Genomic DNA, 25,972 nt, shown 5'->3' with positions numbered 1-25,972 from the left:
GTAAATTAAAATGCGCCGGATTTTTTGAAATCAGCGATTGCGGCAGCCATGGCAGCTTCGCCATCTTTGTCCAATTGCTTAGTCTCTTCAATCTTTTGCAACAAGGCTGCGTGACTAGTTTTCATGAAGTTGTGTACGCCAGCTTCGAAAGCCAAAACTTTCTTCACAGGTACATCATCCAAGAAACCTTTGTTCACTGCGAACAAAGTCACCGCCATCAAAGAAATCGACAATGGTGCGTACTGAGCTTGTTTCAACAATTCAGTAACACGGGCACCACGATCCAATTGCTTACGGGTTGCTTCATCCAAGTCAGACGCGAACTGCGCAAACGCAGCCAATTCACGATACTGTGCCAAGTCAGTACGAATACCACCGGACAAGTTTTTGATAACTTTAGTTTGCGCAGCACCACCAACGCGAGACACGGAAATACCCGCGTTAATCGCTGGACGAATACCTGCGTTAAACAAAGAAGTTTCCAAGAAGATCTGACCGTCAGTAATCGAAATTACGTTGGTTGGAACGAAAGCAGAAACGTCACCAGCTTGTGTTTCAATGATAGGCAATGCTGTCAATGAACCTGTCTTACCTTTAACTTCACCTTTAGTGAATGCTTCAACGTAGTCTGGGTTAACACGTGCTGCGCGCTCTAACAAACGTGAGTGCAAATAGAACACGTCACCTGGGTACGCTTCACGACCTGGTGGACGGCGCAACAACAGGGAAACTTGACGATACGCTACCGCTTGCTTAGACAAATCATCATAAACGATCAATGCGTCTTCGCCGCGATCACGGAAGTATTCACCCATCGCACAACCGGAGTATGCGGATACGTATTGCATCGCTGCAGATTCAGCTGCAGTTGCCGCAACAACGATGGTGTATTCCATCGCGCCGTGTGCTTCTAAAGCACGAACAACGTTTTTAACAGAAGATGCTTTTTGACCAATCGCTACATAGATACAAGTAACGTCTTGACCTTTTTGGTTAATGATCGCGTCAATCGCTACCGCTGTTTTACCAGTTTGACGATCGCCAATGATCAATTCACGCTGACCACGACCAACTGGAACCATGGAGTCGATAGACTTCAAACCAGTTTGCAATGGTTGAGAAACGGATTGACGTGCAATAACGCCTGGAGCAATCTTTTCGATTGGAGCAGACAATTTTGCATTGATTGGACCTTTGCCATCGATTGGTTGACCCAATGCGTTGACAACACGGCCGCGCAATTCTGGACCGATAGGAACTTCCAAAATACGACCAGTACATTTGACTGTGTCGCCTTCAGAGATGTGCTCGTAGTCACCGAGAATAACGGCACCAACGGAATCACGTTCCAAGTTCAAAGCCAGACCAAATGTATTGCCTGGGAATTCCAACATCTCGCCTTGCATCGCATCGGACAAACCGTGGATGCGGCAGATGCCGTCGGTAACGGAAATAACCGTACCTTGATTACGAATCTCAGCACCGTCGCCAAGGCCTTGAATACGGCTCTTGATCAACTCGCTGATTTCTGATGGGTTGAGTTGCATACAAACTCCTAAAATTATTTCATTCTTTCGGGAACCACTAAAATCCAATTCTAGAGCGCATCACTGCGTTGCATTTCCTCGCAATACATCCGTATTGCTGCGGGAAGCGCCTTGTGCTGCATCTCTATAATTGAATTTATAGAGGCTCCCTTTTGACTGCCAATTAGGCCGTCAGAGCGTTGTGCATCTGTTGCAGCTTGGCACGAACCGAAGTATCTAACACTTGATCACCAACCACGATACGCACACCACCGATCAGGGATGAATCCACTGTGACGGTTGGGTGCAGTTTGCGACCAAATTTCTTTTCCAGTGTTGCGGCCAAATCTTTAACCTGTGCCTCAGTCATTTCAAATGCGCTGGTGATTTCAGCATCTGCAGAGCCAGCGTCGGCGTTTTGCAAAGCATGAAATTGCACAGCGATTTCTGGCAATGTGGTTAAACGGTCATATTCAGTCAATGTCGTGATGAAGTTTTTCGCTTCAGCAGTTACAGGTGACTTCAACACGGACAAGAAAGCCTCAGCAGTTTGCGCTGCGGAGACTTTGGGGTTGTGTGCAAGAGCTACTACATCGGGATGCGCTGCCGCTTGCGCCATCTCGGCAACCAGTTCCGACCAAGCGGACAAGTTACCGGACTTTGCAACGCGATACAAGGCTTCTGCGTATGGACGAGCGATCGTTGCGAGTTCTGCCATGATTACAGCTCAGTCTTCAATTGGTTCAACAAATCTGCGTGAGCAGAAGCGTTAACCTCACGTTTCAGAATTTGCTCTGCGCCTTTGACTGCCAATACAGCAACCTGGTCGCGCAATTCTTCGCGTGCTTTTGTGACTTGATTTGCAGCTTCCGCTTGAGCAGCAGCGATAATACGCGCGGCTTCTGCATTGGCAGCATTCTTAGCTTCTTCGACGATCAACTGACCACGCTTTTCAGCGTTAGCAATTTGTGTCATACCTTTGTCATGAGCGGCTGCCAATTCAAGCTGAATCTTTTTCTCAGCTTCTTTCATGGCGGCTTGCCCTTGATCCGCAGCGGACAAGCCGTCTGCGATTTTTTTCATACGTGCATCGATGGCACCAATCAATGGTGGCCAAACGAATTTCATGGTAAACAAAGCCAGGATGAAGAACACCCCTGCTTGGTACCACATGGTTTGATTAAGATTCATCGTCGTTTCCTTGTGTGAATTATCGTTCCGCTAGCGCTGATCCTGTGACCAGCACCGCGGTAGAAAAGGAAATTAAATTAACCTTTGAATGGGTTCGCAGTTGCGAAGAACATCGCGATACCAACACCGATAATGAACGCAGCATCGATCAAACCAGCCAACAACAACATTTTGCCTTGCAACTTGTCCATCAATTCTGGTTGACGAGCAGACGCTTCCAAATATTTACCACCCATCATAGCGATACCGATACAAGCACCCAAAGCGCCCAAACCAATGATCAAACCACAAGCCAAAGCTACAAATGCGACGTTAGTCATGAGAAAACTCCCTAAAAGTTAAAAAATTAAAATACCAAAAAACTAAATTACAAAACTAAAACCAAAACCTAAAACCAGTGACACCATTAATGCGCTTCGTGCGATTGACCCATGTACACCAAAGTCAACATCATGAAAATAAAGGCCTGCAAGAATACGATCAAAATATGGAAGATAGCCCAGATAGAACCAGCAATGATTTGGCCAACGCCGCCGAAATGGCTGTAAGCGCCTAACAAAGCAATCAACAAGAACAACAATTCACCGGCAAACATGTTACCGAACAGTCGCATACCGAGTGAGAAAGTCTTTGCTGCGTATTCAACTACGTTCAAAGCAATATTCGCTGGGAACATCATTGGGCCAAACGGTGCGGTACACAATTCTTTGAGGAAGCCGCCAGCACCTTTAATTTTGATGGAGTAGTACATCATCAGCGCAAACACACCTACAGAGATACCTAAAGTACCATTCAAATCAGCAGTAGGAACCACGCGGTGATGCATCTCTGGGTCTAAACCCAACAATGGGAACAACCAGACTGAGAACAAATCTACAGGCAAGAAATCCATCGCGTTCATCAGGGAAACCCACATGAACACGGTTAATGCCATAGGCGCGATAAAGGAAACATTGCCATGAACGATGCTTTTCGCTTGATCATTGACCATTTCAACAATCATTTCAATCGCGCATTGAAAGCGACCAGGCACACCAGAAGTTGCTTTACGAGATGCCATGTACATTACGATGATCGCAACCAGACCACAAAACACCGACCAAATAATGGTGTCGTAGTTAATGTAAGACATGTCCACCAGGGCTGTCTGTTGATCATGGGAATTGCTTAAGTGACCGAGATGATGGCCGATGTATTCCGACGGGGTTGGGGCGTGCTCAGTTGCGCTCATAATCAATGCCTAAAGAGTAGTATTAAATAACTTTTCATTACCACGATGAATGCAGCGAGAAACGCCAGCCAGTTCAAATCGGGGTAAAACATAACCACCGCTCCCATAAGAGCCAAGGTCAGTGCAATTTTTATAAACTCGCCGACGAAAAAATTCATCGGGTTGGCACCACCGGGTTTTCGCACGCTGCTGAGTAAGCGCAAAGCAAAAAACGCGTTCGGGAGCGCGCAACATAGACCGCCGAGTAGAGCGGATATACCGGAAGAGAGACCAGACACTAACAACGCCACCAGCGCCGCGATGAAAGCTGCTGCAAATTGCAACAGGATGATGCGCGCCATGCCACTCCCCAGTTTTACAACAAATGTTCGTTTTTCACCAATAGGCTAGGCACGTTTTTCTTATTTTTATGTGCGCAGTGTGTGCTAATTTGGTGCTAAGTATGTTCTATTTTAGTGCTGCATCTGTACTGTTTCAGTGCGATTTCGGTGCACTTACAGGCAGATTTTCCAAAGCCACGGAATTATACGTGCATGTATAAGCGAGGTCAAACGTTTGATGCAATGCAGCAAATTTCGTTTTGTAATTCATTCACCTAATTGTCTTCGACTTTTTAACGAGTTTGCCGAGGATTATCGGCAAACCATTGCCATTCAAACATTTATTGAAAACTTAAAGCACACCTCTCAACACTGAGGCACGAAGAAGAAGAGAAAAATACGGAGAAAAGCAGTAACAAATTATAGCGATTGCCTTTCTTCGTATTTTTCTTTTCTCCTTAGCTTTGGGTCTCTGTCTTGAAAGGTTCTGAAATGGTTTCTGAAGACGAATTACTGACCACGAATTTTCAGTATCACGCCATCTAAAGAATCCAGATCTTCAAAATCAATCATCATCTGACCGCGACCTTTACTGCCCATCTTCAAAGTCACTTGAGTTGCTAGCAAATCTGACAATTCTTCTTCCAAACGCGTAATGTCACGCGATTTTTCTGCCTTGTCTTTTTGTTTGGCTGGCGTTGCCAATTCAGCTGTCGTCTTAGTAACTAATTTTTCCGTGTCACGTACTGACATGCGTTTTGCCACGACTTGATTCGCTAGTTGAATCTGTGTTGCTGCATCAACTGCCAATAAAGCGCGGGCATGCCCCATGTCGATATCGCCTGCCATCAGCATGGTCTGTACCGGACGCGCCAAATTTAACAGACGCAACAGATTCGATACCGCGCTTCGCGAACGCCCTACCGCATTTGCCGCTTGTTCGTGGGTGAAAGTAAAGTCGGAGATCAGGCGATGGATGCCCTGCGCTTCTTCCAAAGGATTTAAATCTTCGCGCTGAATATTTTCAATCAGAGCCATTGCCGCAGCGGCTTGATCGTCGACATCTTTTACCAAGACGGCGACTTCGGTCAAACCCGCCATCTGCGAGGCACGGAAGCGACGCTCACCGGCGATGATCTCGTATTTGGTGACGCCATTGGCTTGGCCTATAGGACGTACCAGAATAGGCTGCATTAAGCCCTGCGCTTTGATTGATGCGGCGAGCTCGGCCAAAGCGCCCTCGTCCATACGAGTTCGTGGTTGGTATTTACCGGCTTGCATTTGCGTCACCTGTAAACTGGTTGGTGCACCAACCACGGTTGGAACCGCCTCAGCGAAATCACCCGCACCATCTAATAAAGCGTCTAAGCCGCGCCCTAAGCCTTTTTGTTTTTTCGTTGCCATAGTCATCTTACTTTTTATCCAATAACTTAATTCTTTCCACCATCTCCGCGCCGAAGGCGATATAGGCTTGCGCGCCTTTAGATGAGGGGTCAAACACCACGCCCGGGATGCCATAGGAAGGCGCTTCTGCCAAGCGCACATTGCGCGGGATCACGGTCTTAAATACTTTGTCGCCAAAATGTTGTTCCAGCTGGTCGGAAACTTGCTGCGACAAGGTCATACGTGGATCAAACATCACACGCAGTAAGCCAACAATTTTCAAATCAGGATTCAAGTTGGCGGAGACTTTCTTGATCGTATTCGCTAAATCCGACAAGCCTTCCAGAGCGTAATATTCGCATTGCATAGGAATAATCACGCCATTTGCCGCGCATAAACCATTCAGTGTCAGCATCGACAAAGCCGGTGGACAATCGATCAAAATGAAGTCGTAGTCAGTACCCACTTGGTCTAAGGCTAAGCGCAGACGCTTATCTCGGTTTTCCAGCTCCACCATTTCGACCTCGGCACCGGCTAGTTCGCGGTTCGCAGGAAGAATGTCAAATTTACCAGATTCGGATCTAACCACAGCCGATTTCACATCAGCCATTCCCAGCAATACTTGATAAACAGACAATTCTATCTTGGCCTTATTGACACCGGCTCCCATAGTAGCATTGCCCTGAGGGTCAAGATCGACCAGCAAAACCCGCTGATCAAGCTTCGCCAAACCCGCAGCCAGATTGACCGTTGTAGTAGTTTTTCCTACACCACCTTTTTGATTGGCAACGCAAAAAATTTTAGCCATAGACACTTTTTTAGAATAATTGCGGTTAAAAGAAAATCCCGGAACTGCTGTTTCACGTGTAACTTAACTTACTGAGACAAGCTTTTTCACATGCACCAGATGTCTTTCTACATCCAGACCCGGCACTTGCAATGGTTCAATGCTCTCCACTTCCCAAGCTTCTGGCAGACGCTCAATTTCTTGCGTTGGCGACACGCCCTTCATCGCAAGGAAACGGCCATCTTCTGCCAACAAATGATGCGACCAGTTGATGAAGTTATTCAGCTCGGAAAAAGCGCGCGAGGTAATCACGTCAAATTTATGTTCAACTTTCAGGAGTTCAACGCGCCCTGTATGTACGGTGACATTTTTGAGTTTAAGTTCGACTTTTACTTGCGTCAGGAATGCGGTCTTCTTACTTACGATATCTATCATTGTCACCGAAGCCGCTGGAAAAACAATCGCCAAAACGATACCAGGTAAGCCACCGCCAGAGCCGACATCGAGAATATTCTTCGCTTGAGTAAATGCATGCACCGCGGACAAAGAGTCAAGCAGATGCTGTTTGACCATATCGTGCGGATCGCGGATCGAAGTCAGGTTGTAGACCGAATTCCACTTGATCAATAAAGCCAGGTAGGACAACATCTTTTCTACCTGTTCCTCATTTAAAGGCAGACCTAAGGAGGCAATACCATCTCTCAGCTCATTTCCCAGAGCTTCTTTATCAAAACGACTCATAGACTATTCACCCGCCACTTTGGCATTCAGTTCTTCATCATTGGCAGGTGCTGCATTGGCAAAACCTTTAAAGCCACGTTTCTTCAGATGCACCAGCAACAGAGACAAAGCCGCTGGCGTCACACCAGAGATACGACCACACTGCCCTAAAGTTTCTGGCTTTTGCGCATTCAGTTTTTGCTTCACTTCGATGGAGAGGCCATTTACTTCCAAATAATCAAAGTCGCTTGGCATCTTCAGATTTTCATAATGTGCCTGACGCTCGACCTCTTTGGCTTGACGTCCAATATAACCGGAATATTTGATTTGAATTTCTATCTGTTCTTTGACTGCCGGATCGGTCACGATTTCACCACCCAAGGATTGCCCTTCTTTGCCTTTGAGTGTCATCAAGTGATCATAAGTAACTTGTGGACGACGCAATAAGTCCGCCAAGGAATATTCGCGTTCTAATGCTTTACCGACCACACGCTCGGCTTCGGCATCTTCGACGATACGAGGATTAACCCAGGTTGATTTCAATCTTTCCATTTCACGTGAAACCGCTTCACGCTTTTCTTCAAACATATGCCACTGCTTATCGCTGACGCAACCAAGCTGACGACCAATCTCGGTCAGGCGCATATCAGCATTATCTTCGCGCAAACTGAGACGGAATTCGGCACGACTGGTGAACATACGGTAAGGTTCTTGCACGCCTTTCGTCACCAAATCATCGACCAATACGCCGAGATAAGCTTCATCACGACGCGGCACCCAGGCCTCTTTACCCTGAGTTTGCAAAGCGGCATTCAGGCCCGCCAGCATGCCTTGGGCTGCGGCTTCTTCGTATCCGGTCGTTCCATTGATCTGTCCGGCAAAGAATAAGCCATGGATAGAACGTGTCTCCAGCGAAGTTTTCAAGCCGCGTGGGTCAAAGTAATCGTATTCAATTGCATAGCCTGGACGCAAGATATAGGCGTTTTCCATACCCCGCATAGAGCGCACGAGCTCGAGCTGCACATCAAATGGCAGGCTGGTCGAGATGCCATTTGGATAGAATTCATTGGTGGTCAAGCCTTCTGGCTCAAGGAAAATCTGGTGCGAATCCTTGCCGGAAAAACGATGTATCTTGTCTTCTATCGATGGGCAATAACGAGGGCCGACGCCTTCGATCACCCCCGTGTACATCGGGCTACGGTCTAAGCCGGCACGGATAATGTCATGGGTTTTTGCATTCGTGTGGGTAATCCAACACGGCATTTGACGTGGATGCATGCCGACATTGCCCATCACCGAGAAAACAGGAATAGGATCAAGATCGCCTGGCTGCTCTTCCATTTGCGAGAAATCGATGCTGCGACCATCAATGCGCGGTGGCGTACCGGTCTTCAAACGACCTTGCGGCAATGCCAATTCTTTCAGGCGACTAGACAAAGAGATGGCTGGCGGATCACCAGCACGACCGGCTGAATAGCTATTTAAGCCAACATGGATCTTCCCATCAAGGAAAGTACCCGCCGTCAAGACCACTGCGCGCGCCTTAAATTTCAAACCAACTTGCGTCACCGCTCCGACGACTCTGTCGCCTTCAACCATCAGATCATCCACCGCTTGCTGGAAAATCCACAGATTTTCTTGATTTTCCAGGCGACTACGGATGGCTTGCTTGTACAAAATCCGGTCAGCCTGGGCACGAGTCGCTCGCACCGCAGGGCCTTTCGATGAATTCAAGATACGAAACTGTATGCCCGCCTCATCGGTCGCGATCGCCATCGCACCGCCCATGGCATCGACCTCTTTGACTAGATGCCCTTTACCTATTCCACCTATCGACGGGTTGCAAGACATCTGCCCTAGGGTCTCAATATTATGGGTCAGCAATAGCGTTTTTTGGCCCATGCGTGCAGAAGCCAAAGCGGCTTCTGTACCGGCATGACCGCCGCCAACGACGATGACATCGAATTCATTTGGATAAAACATGTGGATAGCTCAAGGAGGAATTGCTTGGTGACAATACAGTCAAACTAATACGAGGCACGATTATAGTTGCTTTTCGATCCGAAAATAGCTTATTCAAACTCAAAATTTGATCAATTTACGAACAAACTCGAAATATCAGCAACAAGCCCAAGCAAAAATCTGAAGAAACTGTTTCACGTGAAACACGAGTCGATTAATGCAAGAGCGAGAATAAGGCTAACAAAACACCGCCAGCAATCAATCCCATGTATACGCGCAACTTCCACTTGCTCTCTGGAACAGGCTTGACCTTAGATTTCGAGCGTTTGCGTTTCTTAATCTTCTCTGGCTCTGGAAAAACCTGCACCAATTTCTTTTTCAAACGCTTAGTCTTCTTATCCTTCAGCTCATCATCCAGCCCAAGTGAAAGCTCGAATGACTCATGTACTGAAAAATCACGATTCTTCAAATTCAGAGACTTCATTTTATTTGCACGGGTATCAACCACCATTCCCGACCCCTGGTGCAGAGGCTGGAGTGAGCCGGAAAAATTATCAACATCAAACTCTTCAATATTCGACTTCAAAAGATCACCCTGGGCAACTGACTTAGCAACCACATCCTGCACGAGTTCAATCAAAGACTTCCCTTGAAGGCTATGTATAGCCTCATCAAATTCCGACAATTCACTCGATTGAAACAATCTGCCAAGCTCAATCAAACTTGTTTCACCATCGACAGCGAGCAACAAAGTTTGCTCAAATTTATTCAGCGACAGCACTCGCTCACGCAATTCAGCGTTACCCAACTCTGTACGTCTAAATAACTTGCTATTTATCTCAGCCAAAATATTCTCACTCAAATTTGTTTCACGTGAAACCATTGCTATTTCAAAAATGCATCATACGAGGTTTTCACCACTAAAGCGGTAACCACCAGCAAAAACAAGGATCTCACAAATCCACTTCCGTGCTTAATTGCCAAATGACTACCTGCGATTGATCCTACAACACCACATACCGCCATAGCGAATCCCAAGAGCCACATCACATGCCCACTAAAGCCAAACCAAATCAATGCTGCAATATTACATGCAACATTCAATACTTTAGCGGAGGCCGACGCGTGCAGGAAATCATAGCCGAAGATACGCACAAAAATAAAGATAAAAAAGCTGCCAGTACCAGGCCCGAAAAAACCATCATAAAATCCTATCACGCCCCCCACGAGCAAAGCCATGTACAACTCCCTTCTACCACTATACAAAGGACGAAAGTGATTGCCCAAATCTTTTTTCCAAAACGTATAAACGGCGATCATCGCCAAAATAAACGGTAAGGCTTTACGCAAATAAGTCGGTGGAATATGCGTCACCGTAACGGCGCCCGCAAAGGAAAGTACGAAAGCCATACAGGCAGCGGGCAAAATAACCTGCCATTTAAGCTGAACCGATCTAACATAATTCAAAGCCGCAACCGAAGTTCCCCATACGCCAGCCAATTTACTGGTTCCCAACAGGCTCGCAGGTACTGACGACGGAAAAACAGTAAAGAGTGCTGGCAACTGGATCAAACCACCTCCGCCCACCACTGCATCCACAAAACCTGCAAAAAATGCCGCCATTCCCAAAAGTAAATAATCGCTCACACTAAGCTCAATCCAATAAATAATGCCCTTCATTGCCCCAACTCAAACACGGCTTTATTAACACCCTTTCATAATTCTTTAACTTAAAAACTTACTATCTAACAAAACAAGCTATTAAACGAAGACCTAGCAAAGATACCACGTAGACAAATGCAATCAGGAAACATCGATTAAATCAAGTAAAAAAACAACTGTTGTTTAGCGAAAACATCGCTGTGGGTTCAATTGACATGGCGAACTGGAAAATGGTCTCATTACGCCTGCATACATCAATGCAAATATAGTCGATGTAAAGAGCACGCTACTTAAGACGTGTATAAAACTTACCACCCAAGAGGGAAGCAGCAAACAACATCAGTTTTTATACCAGACTGACTTTCAAAATAGTGTTCCCCCACACGAGGAGTATCAAATGATTGTAGAAAAAATCCTGTCGCGTTCCTTGCGACTCATGTTTACCGGCGGTGTAGTAGCAAGTATGGGCGTCATGGCTTTACCTGCGATGGCACAAGAAAAAAAGATGGACACCGTCGTCGTAACCGGTACCCGTATTACTTCCCCAGGTACGACTTCCAATAGTCCTATTGGTTCCATCTCCGCAGAAGAGATCAAGTCCTCCCAACCAGTTGCTGTAGAAGAATTTTTCAAAGGCTTGCCAGCAGCTGTCCCTGCTATCGGCCCAGGCACTAACAACGGTACTGGCGGCGCGGCGACGATTGATTTACGTGGTTTAGGCTCTAACCGTACGCTGGTCTTGGTCAATGGTCGCCGTCTGGTACCTTATGACTTAGGTGGCACCGTCGATACGAATTCAATTCCTATCGCCTTGTTAAGCCGTGTTGACTTAGTTACTGGTGGTGCTTCCGTGGTGTACGGTGCTGACGCCGTTTCAGGTGTCGCCAACTTTAATTTGAAAAAGAATTTCCAAGGTTTTGAAGTCAATACTTCCTACGGCTCCACGAGCAAATCTGATGCCAAACGTAATCGCACCGACATCACCATGGGCGCCAGCCTTGACGAAGGTCGCGGTAACGTCGTATTAAGTCTGGGTCGTACTAAATCTGATCCTTTGACACAAGGCACACGTGCCTATGGCTTAAGTGCATTAAACTCAGTTACTGGCGCACCAGATGGTTCTGGTACAACAATCCCTGCAGCCATGTCCACCACCAAAGGCACTGGCGGTACCGACGTCTTGGCAGGTACTTGGCAGATCGATCCGACAACTGGCAAATTAGTACAGCCTGTCAATTTGTATAACTTCAATCCATTGAACTACTACGTAACTGGTTTAGATCGCTCACAAGCGACATCGCTGGCCAATTACAAGATCAATGACAATTTTGAAATGTATGCGGAAATGTTCTACACTGCGAGCAAAGTCGCATCCACCTTAGCAGAGTCTGGAACATTTAATAATACCTTCAACGTACCTATCGGTAATCCATTCATTCCAGCTGGGGCACGCGATCAATTGTGCCAACGCCGCGGGATTGCTGCAGCAGATTGCGTAGTTGGGAATACAACAATAGTGCCTTTGACCATCGGTCGCCGCATCACGGAAATGGGCCCACGCTTCAACGATTTCGATAATAAAACACTGCAGTACACTATCGGTGCTAAAGGTGAAATCGCTGGCTCTTGGAACTATGACGCGTATTGGAGCCGTGGATCAGCTGACCAGACTCAAATTCGTAAGAACTGGGGTTCATTGTCCAAAGTTAAACAAGCTTTGAACTCTGTTGCTGTTGGCAAGTGCGTAGACACATCTAATGGATGCGTACCTCTGAACGTATGGGGCGCAGCAGGTTCTATCACTCCTGAACAAGTTGCATTCATCAATCAAAGTGCTATTTTGATGCAAGGCGTTGAACAAGACGTCGCCGCTGCGTCTACATCCGGTGATTTAGGTAGTATCAAGAGCCCATGGGCGAAAGATCCTATCAGTGTTTCAGTCAGTGCTGAACAACGTAAATTGACCGCTTATACTAAGTCTGATGCTGCGTCTCAATTACAAGGTGAAGTTCTCGGTACTGGCGCACCGACTCCTGATCGCACAGGTAGTTTTAAATTGAAAGAATATGCGGTTGAAGCAGCGATCCCTTTGATCAAAGACTTACCATTCATTCGTTCATTAAATGCTGAGATCGGCTATCGTCAAACTAATTTTGCAACTGCTAAAAAATCACAAGATTACGGCAGCTACAAATACGGCGGCGAATGGGCACCGATTCAAATGTTACGTTTCCGCGGCATGGTACAAATGGCAACACGCGCACCTAACGTCAACGAATTGTTCGCACCACAAACAACTGGTTTGAGCAACTTAGCAACGGATCCTTGCCAATTGAATTTGATTAATGCCGCTGAAGCCAATACAGCAGGTACTCTATCCAATCTGTGCCGCTTAACTGGTGTACCAGCTAGCGTGATTGGCTCATTAGATAAACCATCCGCAGGTCAGATCAATCGTCAAACCGGTGGTAACCCAAATCTTGGTCCTGAAGAAGCAAAAACCAAAACTATCGGTTTCGTAATCGAACCATTGCCGAAATTGGCAATTAGTCTCGATTACTACAAAATCGACATTACAAAGGCGATCTCCTCGCCTACGACAACAGACGTTTTGGATGGCTGCTACTCAGCAAAGTTCAATCCAGGCTTAACGATGAACGCTTCTTGCGCTCTGGTATTCCGTAGCACGGCCAACGGTAGCTTCAACGGTACGGATTCGAAAGGTGTAGTCACAACTTTGTCTAACCTAGGTAAGCAAAGTACCGCTGGTTACGACTTAAGTGTGAAATACCAAGTACCAATGACAGTTCTGGGGTTGGACGCGAAATATGGACGTTTGGATTTAGGCTTCGATTTGAACAAGACGACGTCATATCATGCACAACCAACCCCAGCATCCGTGGATCGTGATTGCTTAGGTTACTACTCAGTTGCTTGCGGCGGCCCAACATACAAAAACAAATTTACTCAACGTACAGCATGGACGTTTGGTGAATTCGTCTTCGGCTACAACTGGCGTCATGTTAGTGGTGTGATCGAGGAACCAGGTGGCACCAACTTCTTGCCAGCTTACGCATCAATCAAAGCCTATGATTACTTTGATTTGAGCGCTGTCTGGAACTTCAACAAACACATTCGCCTAAACATCAGTATCAACAATGCAGCGAATAAATTGCCACCGATCGTCGGTTCAACTATTGGTTCAACAGGTACTAACAGCGGTAACACCTTCCCACAATACTACGATGCAGTCGGTCGTTATTTCAGTGTAGGTGCAACAATCAAGTTCTAATCTGATTAGTTCTTAGTTTGAAAAATGGCGAACTTCGGTTCGCCATTTTTTTTCACTATTTTTCATAATTCAATACCACTTCTTTGCTTTCAATCCCTACTTTGTTTAAGCTAAACGACGCCACAATTTAGCTCACAGAGATAGAAGGAAGCACATGAAAAAAATGACTCGTATCACCGCAGCGCTAGTAACAACGATGTCGCTAGCGCTTGGCATCAGCGCTTGCGCCACAACAGCATATCAGGCGACAAAACAAACTGGCTTTATGATCACTGAAGCACAATTTGAAAATCTTTTCCCAAAACGTATTCCCTTCTACACCTACGCTGGATTAGTCGAAGCAACCAAGGCCTATCCTGAGTTTGGCAACTTTGGTAGTGAGCTAGAAAACAAACGTGAAGTTGCCGCTTTTCTCGCCAACATCATGCATGAGTCACACGAGTTACAAGCAATTACCGAAGTTGATACCAGCGCTCACGACCACTATTGCAATGACAAGAATGGTGTTCCTTGCGCAAAAGGAAAGCAGTATTTTGGACGCGGTCCGATTCAACTGAGCTGGAATTTCAATTATGCTTTAGCAGGCAAAGCGCTGGGTTTAGATTTGCTGAATGACCCCGACATGGTGGCACGCAATCCGACCGTCGCCTGGAAAACGGCCTTGTGGTATTGGATGGAAATCAAAGGGTCTGGACCTTTACCGAGCCATGTCGCGATTAAACAAGATTTAGGATTTGGCGAGACCGTGCGCAGTATTAATGGCGACTTGGAATGTTCTAAACCTAGCGACAATATCGGCTATAAACAACAACAAATGCGCATACAGAATTATTTGAAAATTACCGCTATGCTGGGCGTAGCACCGGGCAAACACAAAGCTTGCTGATCAATCAGTTGGTCAAATTAAAGCATCAAACCAATTCAATCTTTAGAGAAAGACAGTAGCGCTATTTTCTGTCTTTCCTTTCTTTCTCCTATCATTTTCCTACCAATCACTTCGCCACCGGCATAGTAAATTCCGCCCCCTTGGCTATGCTGTCTGGCCACCGCTGCATAATCGATTTATAGCGTGTATAGAAGCGAATTCCCTCCTCGCCATAGGCATGCATATCCCCAAACAATGAACGCTTCCAACCGCCGAATGAGTGCCATGCCATCGGTACCGGGATCGGTACATTAATACCGACCATACCCACTTGCACACGACGTGAAAATTCACGTGCGGTATTACCATCGGCGGTAAACAATGAAACCCCATTGCCAAATTCATGTCGATTAATCAGCGCCAAAGCTGATGCGAAATCTGGCACCCGCACCACGCACAATACCGGGCCAAATATTTCTTCGCGATGGATCTGCATCCCTTCTTGCACATGATCAAACAAAGAGCCGCCTAAAAAATAACCGTGTTCATGTCCAGGCACTTGCAAACCTCGTCCGTCGACTCGTAATTGCGCACCTTCACTGACACCGGCAGCAATCATATTTTCTATCTTCTGCTTATGCGCAGCCGAAATTACCGGCCCCATTTCCGCTGCGGCGTCCATGCCATCACGAATTTTCAAGGCGCGTACTCGCGGCACTATTTTTTCCACTAATTGATCAGCAATAGCACCGACTGCCACGGCGACAGAAATTGCCATACAACGCTCGCCTGCCGAACCGTAAGCCGCGCCCATCAAAGCATCTACCGCCTGCTCCAAATCGGCATCTGGCATCACGACCAAATGATTCTTAGCACCACCCAAGGCTTGCACGCGTTTGCCACGACGTGTCGCTTCTGCATAAATCGTTTCCGCAATCGGGGTTGAGCCAACGAAAGAAATTGCTGCAACATCTGGATGCACCAACAAAGCATCTACCGCGACTTTATCGCCTTGCAGTACATTAAAAACACCATCGGGCAAACCAGCTTGTTTAAACAAATCGGCGATCAACAAAGACGCCGAAGGATCACGTTCTGAGGGTTTCAAGATAAACGTATTTCCGGTCGCGATTGCCAACGGTGCCATCCACATCGGTACCATGAAGGGGAAATTAAATGGCGTAATACCGACACAAACCCCTAAAGACTGACGGATATTCCATTGATCGATTCCACCACCAATATTGTCCGAAAACTGGGTTTTCAATAATTGCGGCAAACCGCAGGCAAACTCCACCACCTCAATACCGCGCGTCACTTCCCCCATCGCGTCCGAAAAAATCTTACCGTGTTCACGGGTAATAATGGCCGCCAGTTGTTCCTGATGTTGTTCTAGCAGAGCTTTAAATTTAAACATCACCCGCGCCCGTCGCAAAGGCGCCGTCTCACTCCAAGCTGGCCAGGCGGCTAGTGCGAACCCTACTGCCCGGTCTACCTCATCAGCACTGGCCAATGCCACACTAGCGATTTGCTCACCGCTGGCGGGGTTAAATACAGCTTGTTGACGTCCACTATTCGACGCGACCAATCCGCCATTCATATAATGCGCAATCACTGTCATGCTTATCCTTCTGGTATTCTCCAAATCGAGCGTCTAGATTATCATGTTGGAGCTTAAGTTTCGAGGCGAAGTTTCAAAGCTATTTACACAAAGCTAGGTATCGACGCTCACTGCGACACCAAATCCGTCGTCAAACATGACGCCTCGCGCCTCATAAAAAAACAAGGACACTATGGCACGTTCAACCAAAGCAAGTAATGCCGTGCTACGTTTAAAACAACGTAGCAATAATGCGCCCTATTCTATGGTGAGCACCGGCAGCGGGCATTTTTATCTGGTGCTTGGTCATGATCCTGAAACCCAAGAGCAACTTTGTACTGCTTTAGACATCGATGACTTTGTGCGTTTTGTTAATAGCGTACAAAAAGAAGCTCCTCGCAAAGCCAGTAAACTGGACATCGCATTCGAAGCAAAATTAAAGCGCTAATATTCAAACCCAAATACCAACACGCTAAACAACTACTCAATCAAGGAAAACTCATCTATGAAATCAAGTCTGATCGTAACGCTCGCACTTGCCGGCAATTTATGCGTAAGCACGACGCATGCGCAGGAACAAAAAGCTGCACAAGAAAAAGTGGCCAGCACGACAGCTAGTGCAGCAACAAGCAATCAAGAAACCCCTGCACCAGTCGCGCCAGTAGTACCGGTCGCTCCCGTATTAGAAAAAATCGACAGTGTGGTCGGTAGCGGTCTGGAAGCCGTCACGGGTAAGACGGTGGTCGTGCACTATAGTGGCTGGCTGCGTGATCCTCAGGCAGAGCATCAACATGGCAAAGCTTTTGACAGCTCGATTGGTCGCGGCCCATTTAGCTTTAATCTCGGCGAAGGTCGTGTCATCAAGGGTTGGGAACAAGGCGTACAAGGCATGAAAGTCGGCGGTAAGCGCACCTTGATCATTCCTTCACAATTGGGCTATGGCTCACGTGGTGCAGGCAAAGGCGTGATTCCACCTGACGCAGATTTGGTATTTGATATTGAATTATTGGATGTCATTAATATGCCAGAAGTCAAAAAGATAGATAACAAGCTAGGTAAGGGCGTAGAAGCGATCAGCGGCAAACAAGTCACTGTTCATTACACAGGCTGGTTGCGTGACCCGAAAGCCAAAGGCGAAAAAGGCAAGGAATTTGACAGCTCACGCAAACGCGAAGCATTCAGTTTCACCATCAATGGCGGCGAAGTGATACGCGGTTGGGATCTGGGTGTACAAGGTATGAAAATTGGCGGCAAACGCACCTTAATCATCCCCGCTGCGCTCGCTTATGGCGCCCGTGAAGTGGGTAACGGTTTGATCCCAGCCAATTCAGATTTGATTTTTGAAGTTGAACTGTTAAAAGTAAAATAGATTATTTTGACGGATACCAAATCAAACACACTTAAGTATCTCACTGCCTATCCTGAGCATTTACAAGCCCAGGTCAGGCAGTTGCTTGAGAGCGAAAAACTGGCGCAACACTTACGCAAAAAATATCCACAGATCCATGACATCCGCACCGATAAAGCCTTATATCAATACGTCCAGGATTTGAAGAGTGAAACGCTAAGGAACGGTGATCAGATCAGTAAAGTTTTGTACGACAATAAGCTACACGTCATCAAAAATGCTTTAGGCACACATACCTATGTGTCGCGGGTGCAAGGCAGTAAACTCAAGACCAAAAATGAAATCAGAATAGCCAGTCTATTCAAATATGTACCTGAAGAATTTCTTAAGATGATCAGCGTGCATGAATTAGCGCACCTGAAAGAGAAAGAGCACAATAAAGCCTTCTATCAATTGTGCACCTATATGGAACCCGACTATCATCAATACGAACTGGATTGCCGTTTGTATCTGACGCAAATTGAAGTACATGGTGGTGAAGTCTGGGGTCAAAGTAACTCGCAGTAAGCAAAACAGTCACAGCATCTGGAGAGCCGCATGACCTATTTACTAGCACTCGATCAAGGTACTTCCAGTTCACGCTCTATTCTTTTCAATCGCGCAGGTCAAATCATTGCCAGTGCCCAGCAAGAATTCCCACAATATTTTCCACAAGCGAGTTGGGTCGAACATGATGCGATGGAAATATGGCGCAGCCAACTTGCCACCATCAAACAAGTGCTTCAAACAAGCGGCATCCATACCCGAGAAATCGCCGGCATAGGCATCACCAATCAGCGTGAAACTACCGTAGTTTGGGACAAAAAAACTGGCCATCCCATTTGCCCGGCTATCGTCTGGCAAGACCGGCGCACCAGCGCTCATTGCGATGCCTTACGGGCTCAGGGCTACAGTAAAACCATACAAGAAAAAACCGGACTGGTGCTCGATCCCTATTTTTCTGCGACCAAGCTTGCCTGGATACTTGATCATATTCCGGATGCCAGAAACAAGGCACAAGGAGGCGAATTAGCCTTTGGCACAATAGATACCTGGCTCGCTTGGCAGCTCAGCGAACACCAATTACATGTCAGCGACGTCACCAATGCCTCACGCACCATGCTGTGGAATATTCATCAGAATCGCTGGGACGAGGAGCTACTGTCACTGTTTAATATCCCGGCTGCAATCTTACCCGAGGTACATGCATCCAGTCATCACTTTGGTGATTGCCATCTGTTTGGATCAGCAATACCCATCGCTGGGATCGCTGGTGATCAACAATCTGCACTATTTGGTCAAGCCTGTTTTCAAGCTGGTATGGCAAAAAATACCTACGGCACTGGTTGCTTCATGCTGTTACAAACCGCAGATCTATGCAGTCAGTCACAACATGGCTTAATCAGTACCGCAGCTTGCCAACTCGATCATCAGGTGCAATACGCGCTGGAAGGCAGTGTCTTCATCGGCGGTGCGGTGGTACAGTGGTTGCGTGATCAGTTGCATCTGTTTAGCCAAGCCAGTGACATTGAGGCGCTAGCCAATAGTGTGCCCGATAGCGATGGTGTAATCTTCGTACCTGCATTTGCCGGACTCGGTGCGCCTTATTGGGACCCGCACGTCAAAGGTGCGATCTTGGGACTACATCGCGGCACTCAGGCCGCACATATCGCCAGAGCGGCTATCGAAGCAATTGCCTTCCAAAGTGCCGAGTTGCTGTTTGCGATGCAGAACGACAGCCATACCACCATCACCGAATTACGAGTAGATGGCGGTGCCGCTTCAAATAACACTTTGCTGCAATTTCAAGCCGATTTACTTGGTATTCCAGTCGTCCGTCCGGACATCTTAGAAACCACCGCTCTTGGTACAGCCTATTTGGCAGGACTAAAACTGGGTGTCTACGCGAATTTGGAAGAATGTAGTGCTCTATGGAAAGAACAGCGACGTTTTTTACCCGGTATTTCGCGCGACGCCGCACACAATTTAATGCAAAACTGGAAAAAAGCCGTACAAAGCTTGCGTTAGTTTTAGAAACTGCAGCACAATACTTTATTCAATTCTGAGAAGGGAACATCATGCAACTACTAAAACGATTGCTCATAGGCTTAGCCGCGCTGATACTAATTTTGATTGCCGTCGCCTATATGATGCCCAATCATTACGGCGTCATCCGCAGCATCAAAATTAATACTTCACCAGATAAAATCTATCCCTTGATCGCAACACCAAAAGAGTGGAAAAAATGGTCGGTCTGGAATCAACGTGACCCCAACATGGAAATGCTGTATTCAGGACCAGAAATGGGTGCAGGTGCAGCTTGGGATTGGAAGAGTAAAAGCGAAGGAAACGGCGGTATGAAATTTACCAAAGTAGCCGCCAATCAAGTTATCAACTATGAACTCTATTTTGAAGGTATGGGCAAACCTTCTACGGGTACTTTAACGTTAGAACCTGAAGGCACGACTACCAAAGTGACCTGGTCCATGTTGGGTAGTAGCGAAGGCAATTTTATGATGAAATTATTTGTCCCGTTTATGGACAAAATGGTTGGTCCTGATTTTGACAGTGGTCTACAAAATCTAAAATTAATCGCTGAAAAAAATTAAACTAGCCCCAAAGATCATATTGAAAAAAATGGCGAGGAAGTTCTTCCCCGCCATTTTTTTATCTATCTTTTTTTACCTAGGACTTACACAAAATTGCGCTGGCTAGCCGTGGAGCCGAAGACAGTGCAATTGCACGGCTAGGCGAACACAACAACGCCAGCGTCTGTTTTGCGTAAGTCCGACTACTATTTACTGTGATTGCTGACGCATAGTCGCAAACGCCGCCTTCATTTTCTCAGAAGCAGGCGCACCCAACTTACTACCAATCACAACAGCCAAACAAGCGAATAAAAATCCCGGTACTAATTCATACAAACCAAACCATTTAAATTCACCCCACACCAAGACCGTCAAAGCACCAACGAACATACCCGCCAATGCACCATTACGATTCATACTCGGCCAGATCAAAGACAACAAGACGACCGGTCCGAATGCAGCACCAAAACCAGCCCAGGCATTGCTAACCAAACCTAGTACACTGCTGCTAGGATTTGAGGCGATCGCGATAGAGATCACCGCAATCACCAACACCATCATACGACCAAACCACACCAATTCTTTTTGTGATGCATTAGGACGGAAAAATGGCTTATAAAAATCTTCGGTCAAAGCCGACGAACATACCAATAATTGGCAAGACAAAGTACTCATCACCGCGGCTAAAATGGCTGACAACAAAATACCAGCGATCCATGGATTAAATAAAATCTGTGACAGGGAAATAAAAACTGTTTCCTTATTTGCGGTTACCGCACCAGCTTGATCAGGATGCATCGCAAAATAGGCAATGCCAAAAAAACCAACAGCAATCGCACCACCTAAACACAAGATCATCCAGGTCATACCGATGCGACGTGCATTCTTAATCGTCGCAAAATTTTCAGCGGCCATGAAGCGCGCCAAAATATGGGGCTGTCCCATATAACCTAAACCCCAAGCCAATAAGGACACGATACCAATGAACGAGGTACCACTAAATAAATCCGTGTATTTAGGATTGATATTTTGAATCACCGTGATCGCTTCACTGAAGCCGCCCACATGCATAATCACCATCACTGGCGCTAACAACAAAGCAAAAATCATCAAAGTCGCTTGCACGGTATCAGTCCAACTCACCGCTAAAAAACCACCGATAAATACATAAATAATCGTCGCTGCTGCACCCGCCCACAATGAAACTTCATAGCTCATGCCAAAAGTTTGCTGGAACAAGCGCGCACCTGCGACCATCCCAGACGCACAGTAAATCGTGAAAAAGACCAAAATAACTAAGGCAGAAATAATCCGCAATAACTTACTGGTATCTTCAAATCTGTGGGTAAAATAATCAGGTAAAGTCAAAGCATTATTCGTCAACTCTGTGTACACACGCAGACGTCCTGCAACTAAATGCCAGTTAAACCAAGCCCCCAAAGTTAAACCTATCGCGATCCAACTTTCAGATACGCCAGAAAAATAGAGTGCGCCGGGCAGACCCATCAACAACCAACCACTCATATCCGAAGCACCCGCACTCATCGCAGTAACGAAGGCACCGAGACTACGCCCACCCAAAATATAATCCGATAAATTGTTGGTAAAGCGCCATGCGGCAAATCCTATCCCTATCATGGCTAGAATATAAATGATGAAGGTGATACTGGTAGGGTTACTAAAATCCATCTCCGTGCTGCCTTTCTTTTTTAATGTTTTTCAATTTAAGGAAATATAGGTAAATTATGACTAGCCACTTTTTCCTTGGCTGACGCATTTACATCAATTAGCGCCAAACTTCTGCCTCGCAGTATCGCTCAAGCCAGAACAAGTCACAAGAACAGAAATAGCTCTCATGCCAGGTCAATTCAGACAAGTCGTTGTACAGACAGTTCCTACGGTCTTACATAAGCCTTGAAGTAAATACAAAGTCAAATCAGAATCCAAAATCAACGTATATTCTTCCAAAAAAAATTAGAAAAGCTTGCACTAATTTTGAAAACAGCATTTTCAAAAAAACTCAACTAGGGCTAGTGTCTGTTAACTTCAGCCCAGCAAATTTTGTTTAATGATGTAAAAAAGCCTATTCGATGTTAATCTTCGATTCTCCAGCTTCCGCTTCCGGCTACCTTTACTCTTCCATGCATCAACAAAAATTACGCCAACACAGCATCTTCTTTATCGTTGTTCTCATCCATCTTGGTGTATTTTTTTCCTGGCAAACCTATTCCAAGTTATTGATAAAAACTGATCTTCAAGCTAAACAAAATCAATTCCTACATATCATTCACCTGCCGGCTTTGAATCAAACAGCCCGACTAAAATCAGCAACAGCTAATTCCGTCAAAATTTCGCCCAAGAAAAATAGCATCGACTCAGCTCACAGGAAACGATTTTCTGCGCTTTCAATCTCAGCTCAGAATCAAAACGAAAACAAAACTGAAGAGCAAAGCAAAGCATCACCAGCAGAAGACACAATACAGCGCCCTTTGCAACGCAATATTGCTGAGCTCACGCAAAGCTTGAAAGCAGATTTTCAAGAGCAAGAAAAAAGACTCAAACCTAAAGCTGATCCCATCAAACAATTCGGCAATGCAGTCGCCGATGCGGCTCAAATTCCGCGTGAAGGTGTCAAAATAGAGAATAAACATACTTACGATGACCGCCCCGTCAGCAAAGTAAAAACACCCTATGGCACGTATTGCATACGTCATCGCAAAGCCGGTGAATCGCCAGACCTGGTACCACCAGCTATACCGGTCAGCTGCGGTCGCTTATAGTAACAACGCTGAGCGAGATCTAATGTCATAAACATGTCACCTTAAAGCCCTACAGTCTGTCCTATTCCTCGATACTTTCAGGTGTAGGCCATGACTAGCAAGACGCTCTTCCGTACCAATCAAGACCATTCCGTATTCAAATTGCCAGGATTTCATTTTGTAAAAAATGAAAATAAAGTTCCTAAATTACATCAAGGTTTAATACAAACTCAAACTTGGGCCGATAGTTCAGTTGATTTACTTGCTCTGAATTTAAAGCCAGCGTCCAATATCGTTACGATTTCTGCCGGCGCCTGTCATGCCTTAGCCTATCTCAATAGCAAACCAGCAGCGGTACACTGTGTCGATGAAAATCCAGCACAACTCGCTCTGCTGGAAATAAAGACCAAAGCAATTGCTCATTTGCCTGACTACGACGCAGTACTACAATTTTTGTTAAATCCCGGCCAAAGCGATAATCTAAAACGATATCAACGTCATATACGCGGCAATTTGTCGGTATCTGCGAGTAAGTACTGGCAATCCAGAAACTTTCTCGGTCAACCTCGCTATCAGATATTTAGTCAAAATCTACAGAAACATGGCCTCTACAACATCAGTCTGTCTTGCCTGCGTTTTATCTTAAAGAAGCTAGGTGCCGACTTTAAAAGTATGCTCAGTGCCCAAACGCTGGAACAACAAAAAATCATTTTTGATCAAGCTATCTTGCCTGCATTACATAGAAAATCTTTGAGATTTCTAATCAATCAGCAAAGCATTTTGCGTGGTTTAGGGTTTAATCAAAACCAAATCACTCGACTAAAACAAGTGCACGACGCACATCAAAATATCAATACCATTTTGGTTCAAAGATTAAGACATCTATTATGTGATTTTCCTATACAAAACAATCACTTTGCACTTCAGGTTCTAGGCCAAACCAGCCCATTACACCAACAACATAGTCTCCCTACGTATTTACAAAAAGAATTTTTCCACCATCTACGTCAATACGCACATCGTATTCACGGACATCAAACATGTCTGATCGACTATTTGAAACAACAGCCCGCGTACTCTATTGATGTCTTTGTACTACAAGACCACCTTGATTATTTACATCCAACAGCGATGAAAGAACTATGGGGAGAAATCGAACGCTGCGCAGCACCGCAAGCCAAGGTATTAATCCGTAGCCTGGGAACCAGTTTACCCCTGCCACAAGATGTTTTTTGTAAAACACCCTCAATGTGGCACACCAATTCCCTACTAAATCAAACACTACAAGCAAAAGATCGCAGTGCTTTGTACGGATCCTTCTTCCTTTTAGAACGAAATTAAGCCTTAAATAAGACAATTTTGCCTATAAAATAAGCACTTTTGCTGTGGATAAGTCTTTGCATATCTTGAGGAAGTAATGTGTAAAACCACATCAGCTATCCACAGTCAAAATCTTATGCAGAATCTGTTCTTTTTCTGTACAAGTCTTGTCCCAGTCCTTATCCTTAGGCTAAAGCCTTGATTTCATTTCAGTAAACCGGCTTATCCACAAAAAAGCGCTACGTTAACTACTACTACTATGTATATATATACCTTATGTATACAAAACAAAGCTGCTTTCCTCTTTAGCTCTTCTTCTAAAAACTTATGTCTAATTCAATCAAACCTAAGATCACTGGCTTAATCTTCGCTATGCGTGAAGAACAAGAAGGCTTACAAGCATTCATCGTCAATAAAAAAGTTCATCACATCGCTAAACGTGAATTCATACAAGGTGAATTGTGGGGAAATACGATTGTTATGGTGTTAGCAGGAATAGGAAAAGTTGCTGCCGCCAGTACAACCAGTCTTCTGATTCATCATTTTCAAGTGAATCAACTGATTCTAAGCGGCGTTGCCGGAGCTGCTGACCGCTTGCTGAAGGTAGGAGATATCGTGATTGCTGACGCGCTACTACAACACGATATGGATGCTTCACCGCTATTTCCACGATTTGAAATTCCATTAACTGGTAAATCGCGTTTTTTTGCACACAAAGATTTACATCAAGAGCTGCAAACCGCCACGAAAAAATTTATCCAAAACTTAGGACAACAATTTTCTGCGGCACAAATCGAGGAATTTCAATTACAAGACGTAAAGTTACACAACGGACTAATCGCCAGCGGTGATCAATTTATTCATGACAGCGCTAACTTACGACAATTAAAACAGGCTTTACCTGATTTACTGGCAGTGGAAATGGAAGGTGCGGCAATTGCTCAAGTCTGTGAAGAACATGATTTAGCATTTGCTATTTTGAGAACTATTTCTGATAGTGCGGATGAAACAGCGCATATCGACTTTTTAAGTTTTGTAAAAAACGTCGCAGCACCGTATAGCTTAGGAATTTTAAAGAACTATTTTGAAAATCGACAAGAACAGTTAAATTGAAACAACAAAGATTCATTTATTTTTGTGGATAAAGCTGTGCATAAATTATGCAGATTTTGTGTAGAACTTGCTTACTTACTCAAGCTTAAAAACTTATACAAATATTGTTGAGTCTTCATACAAAGATTTTCCGCCTACTTATATTTTCTCTAGCGCTTTGATTTTTATTAGTAAACTAGGCTTATCCACAAAATTTGTCGACGTTAACAACTACTACTATTCATATATATAAACTTATTCAATTAAAAGAAAAAAACGCTTTTTCT

General features: G+C 45.5%; 24 protein-coding genes. 10 read left to right on the top strand and 14 right to left on the bottom strand.

The annotated features are described in order from the left end of the window. Window positions 1-5: 5 nt before the first annotated feature. The 12 genes from atpA to AC1RR2_RS10560 form a co-directional block, all read right to left on the bottom strand. A complete protein-coding gene (atpA, locus tag AC1RR2_RS10615; RefSeq protein WP_315472397.1) occupies window positions 6-1,547 on the bottom strand; it encodes a F0F1 ATP synthase subunit alpha in 1,542 nt (513 codons plus the stop codon). Between the two features lie 163 nt (window positions 1,548-1,710). Then, a complete protein-coding gene (locus tag AC1RR2_RS10610) occupies window positions 1,711-2,244 on the bottom strand; it encodes a F0F1 ATP synthase subunit delta (protein ID WP_493222226.1) in 534 nt (177 codons plus the stop codon). 2 nt (window positions 2,245-2,246) lie between these two features. After that, on the bottom strand, window positions 2,247-2,717 hold the full coding sequence (locus tag AC1RR2_RS10605; protein ID WP_423053182.1) for a F0F1 ATP synthase subunit B: 471 nt from the start codon (window positions 2,715-2,717) through the stop codon (window positions 2,247-2,249). A gap of 77 nt (window positions 2,718-2,794) precedes the next feature. Then, entirely contained in the window at window positions 2,795-3,037 is a 243-nt protein-coding gene (atpE, locus tag AC1RR2_RS10600; RefSeq protein ID WP_186917574.1) for a F0F1 ATP synthase subunit C, read from the bottom strand. 86 nt (window positions 3,038-3,123) lie between these two features. Further along, entirely contained in the window at window positions 3,124-3,948 is an 825-nt protein-coding gene (atpB, locus tag AC1RR2_RS10595) for a F0F1 ATP synthase subunit A (RefSeq protein ID WP_493222225.1), read from the bottom strand. Between the two features lie 2 nt (window positions 3,949-3,950). Beyond that, window positions 3,951-4,289: an ATP synthase subunit I gene (locus AC1RR2_RS10590; protein ID WP_493222224.1), complete on the bottom strand. Its 339-nt coding sequence runs from the start codon at window positions 4,287-4,289 to the stop codon at window positions 3,951-3,953. 489 nt (window positions 4,290-4,778) lie between these two features. Next, complete coding sequence (locus AC1RR2_RS10585; RefSeq protein WP_493222223.1) at window positions 4,779-5,672, bottom strand: ParB/RepB/Spo0J family partition protein; 894 nt, start codon at window positions 5,670-5,672, stop codon at window positions 4,779-4,781. A gap of 7 nt (window positions 5,673-5,679) precedes the next feature. Then, window positions 5,680-6,459, bottom strand: a complete 780-nt coding sequence (locus AC1RR2_RS10580) for a ParA family protein (RefSeq protein ID WP_493222222.1) — start codon at window positions 6,457-6,459, stop codon at window positions 5,680-5,682. A gap of 63 nt (window positions 6,460-6,522) precedes the next feature. Beyond that, complete coding sequence (rsmG, locus tag AC1RR2_RS10575; RefSeq protein WP_493222221.1) at window positions 6,523-7,179, bottom strand: 16S rRNA (guanine(527)-N(7))-methyltransferase RsmG; 657 nt, start codon at window positions 7,177-7,179, stop codon at window positions 6,523-6,525. 3 nt (window positions 7,180-7,182) lie between these two features. Next, the gene (gene mnmG, locus AC1RR2_RS10570; protein ID WP_493222220.1) at window positions 7,183-9,141 is read right to left on the bottom strand and encodes a tRNA uridine-5-carboxymethylaminomethyl(34) synthesis enzyme MnmG; all 1,959 of its coding nucleotides are present in this window, start codon (window positions 9,139-9,141) and stop codon (window positions 7,183-7,185) included. Between the two features lie 193 nt (window positions 9,142-9,334). Beyond that, window positions 9,335-9,967, bottom strand: a complete 633-nt coding sequence (locus tag AC1RR2_RS10565) for a hypothetical protein (RefSeq protein WP_493222219.1) — start codon at window positions 9,965-9,967, stop codon at window positions 9,335-9,337. Window positions 9,968-10,005: 38 nt separating this feature from the next. Then, the gene (locus AC1RR2_RS10560) at window positions 10,006-10,767 is read right to left on the bottom strand and encodes a TSUP family transporter (protein ID WP_493222218.1); all 762 of its coding nucleotides are present in this window, start codon (window positions 10,765-10,767) and stop codon (window positions 10,006-10,008) included. 412 nt (window positions 10,768-11,179) lie between these two features. On the opposite strand from AC1RR2_RS10560, the gene AC1RR2_RS10555 reads away from it, so the two are divergent. Beyond that, window positions 11,180-14,074: a TonB-dependent receptor domain-containing protein gene (locus tag AC1RR2_RS10555; protein ID WP_493222217.1), complete on the top strand. Its 2,895-nt coding sequence runs from the start codon at window positions 11,180-11,182 to the stop codon at window positions 14,072-14,074. 154 nt (window positions 14,075-14,228) lie between these two features. Beyond that, window positions 14,229-14,960, top strand: coding sequence for a chitinase (locus AC1RR2_RS10550; protein ID WP_493222216.1), 732 nt, complete (start codon window positions 14,229-14,231; stop codon window positions 14,958-14,960). 106 nt (window positions 14,961-15,066) lie between these two features. Here AC1RR2_RS10550 and AC1RR2_RS10545 read toward each other — a convergent pair whose 3' ends face one another. Continuing rightward, window positions 15,067-16,560 carry a CoA-acylating methylmalonate-semialdehyde dehydrogenase gene (locus AC1RR2_RS10545; protein ID WP_493222215.1) on the bottom strand — a complete coding sequence of 498 codons (1,494 nt, stop codon included), beginning with the start codon at window positions 16,558-16,560 and terminating at the stop codon, window positions 15,067-15,069. A 172-nt stretch (window positions 16,561-16,732) separates the two neighbouring features. Here AC1RR2_RS10545 and AC1RR2_RS10540 point away from each other — a divergent pair, with 172 nt between their 5' ends. The 5 genes from AC1RR2_RS10540 to AC1RR2_RS10520 are packed head-to-tail and all read left to right on the top strand — an operon-like array spanning window position 16,733 to window position 20,535. After that, window positions 16,733-16,987 (top strand): hypothetical protein, encoded by a 255-nt coding sequence (locus tag AC1RR2_RS10540; protein WP_493222214.1) that lies wholly within the window; start codon window positions 16,733-16,735, stop codon window positions 16,985-16,987. A 57-nt stretch (window positions 16,988-17,044) separates the two neighbouring features. Next, on the top strand, window positions 17,045-17,908 hold the full coding sequence (locus AC1RR2_RS10535) for an FKBP-type peptidyl-prolyl cis-trans isomerase (RefSeq protein WP_493222213.1): 864 nt from the start codon (window positions 17,045-17,047) through the stop codon (window positions 17,906-17,908). A gap of 6 nt (window positions 17,909-17,914) precedes the next feature. After that, a complete protein-coding gene (locus tag AC1RR2_RS10530) occupies window positions 17,915-18,454 on the top strand; it encodes a YgjP-like metallopeptidase domain-containing protein (protein ID WP_493222212.1) in 540 nt (179 codons plus the stop codon). 30 nt (window positions 18,455-18,484) lie between these two features. Then, on the top strand, window positions 18,485-19,954 hold the full coding sequence (glpK, locus tag AC1RR2_RS10525) for a glycerol kinase GlpK (RefSeq protein ID WP_493222211.1): 1,470 nt from the start codon (window positions 18,485-18,487) through the stop codon (window positions 19,952-19,954). A 50-nt stretch (window positions 19,955-20,004) separates the two neighbouring features. After that, window positions 20,005-20,535 carry an SRPBCC family protein gene (locus AC1RR2_RS10520; RefSeq protein WP_493222210.1) on the top strand — a complete coding sequence of 177 codons (531 nt, stop codon included), beginning with the start codon at window positions 20,005-20,007 and terminating at the stop codon, window positions 20,533-20,535. Between the two features lie 189 nt (window positions 20,536-20,724). Here the strand turns inward: AC1RR2_RS10520 and putP are convergent, their stop codons facing one another. Continuing rightward, window positions 20,725-22,203 (bottom strand): sodium/proline symporter PutP, encoded by a 1,479-nt coding sequence (gene putP / locus AC1RR2_RS10515; RefSeq protein WP_493222209.1) that lies wholly within the window; start codon window positions 22,201-22,203, stop codon window positions 20,725-20,727. Window positions 22,204-22,604: 401 nt separating this feature from the next. Between putP and AC1RR2_RS10510 the strand changes: the two genes are divergently transcribed. From AC1RR2_RS10510 to AC1RR2_RS10500, 3 genes are all read left to right on the top strand, one after another. Then, the gene (locus tag AC1RR2_RS10510; RefSeq protein ID WP_493222208.1) at window positions 22,605-23,294 is read left to right on the top strand and encodes a hypothetical protein; all 690 of its coding nucleotides are present in this window, start codon (window positions 22,605-22,607) and stop codon (window positions 23,292-23,294) included. 90 nt (window positions 23,295-23,384) lie between these two features. Then, window positions 23,385-24,614, top strand: a complete 1,230-nt coding sequence (locus tag AC1RR2_RS10505; RefSeq protein ID WP_493222207.1) for a DUF3419 family protein — start codon at window positions 23,385-23,387, stop codon at window positions 24,612-24,614. A gap of 306 nt (window positions 24,615-24,920) precedes the next feature. After that, window positions 24,921-25,706, top strand: coding sequence for a 5'-methylthioadenosine/adenosylhomocysteine nucleosidase (locus AC1RR2_RS10500; protein WP_493222206.1), 786 nt, complete (start codon window positions 24,921-24,923; stop codon window positions 25,704-25,706). Window positions 25,707-25,972: the final 266 nt, after the last annotated feature.

It is taken from the genome of Undibacterium sp. GW821-FHT11H02 (assembly GCF_058808015.1).
Note: the sequence above shows the minus strand (reverse complement) of the source record. Positions and strands in the feature narration are given on the sequence as shown.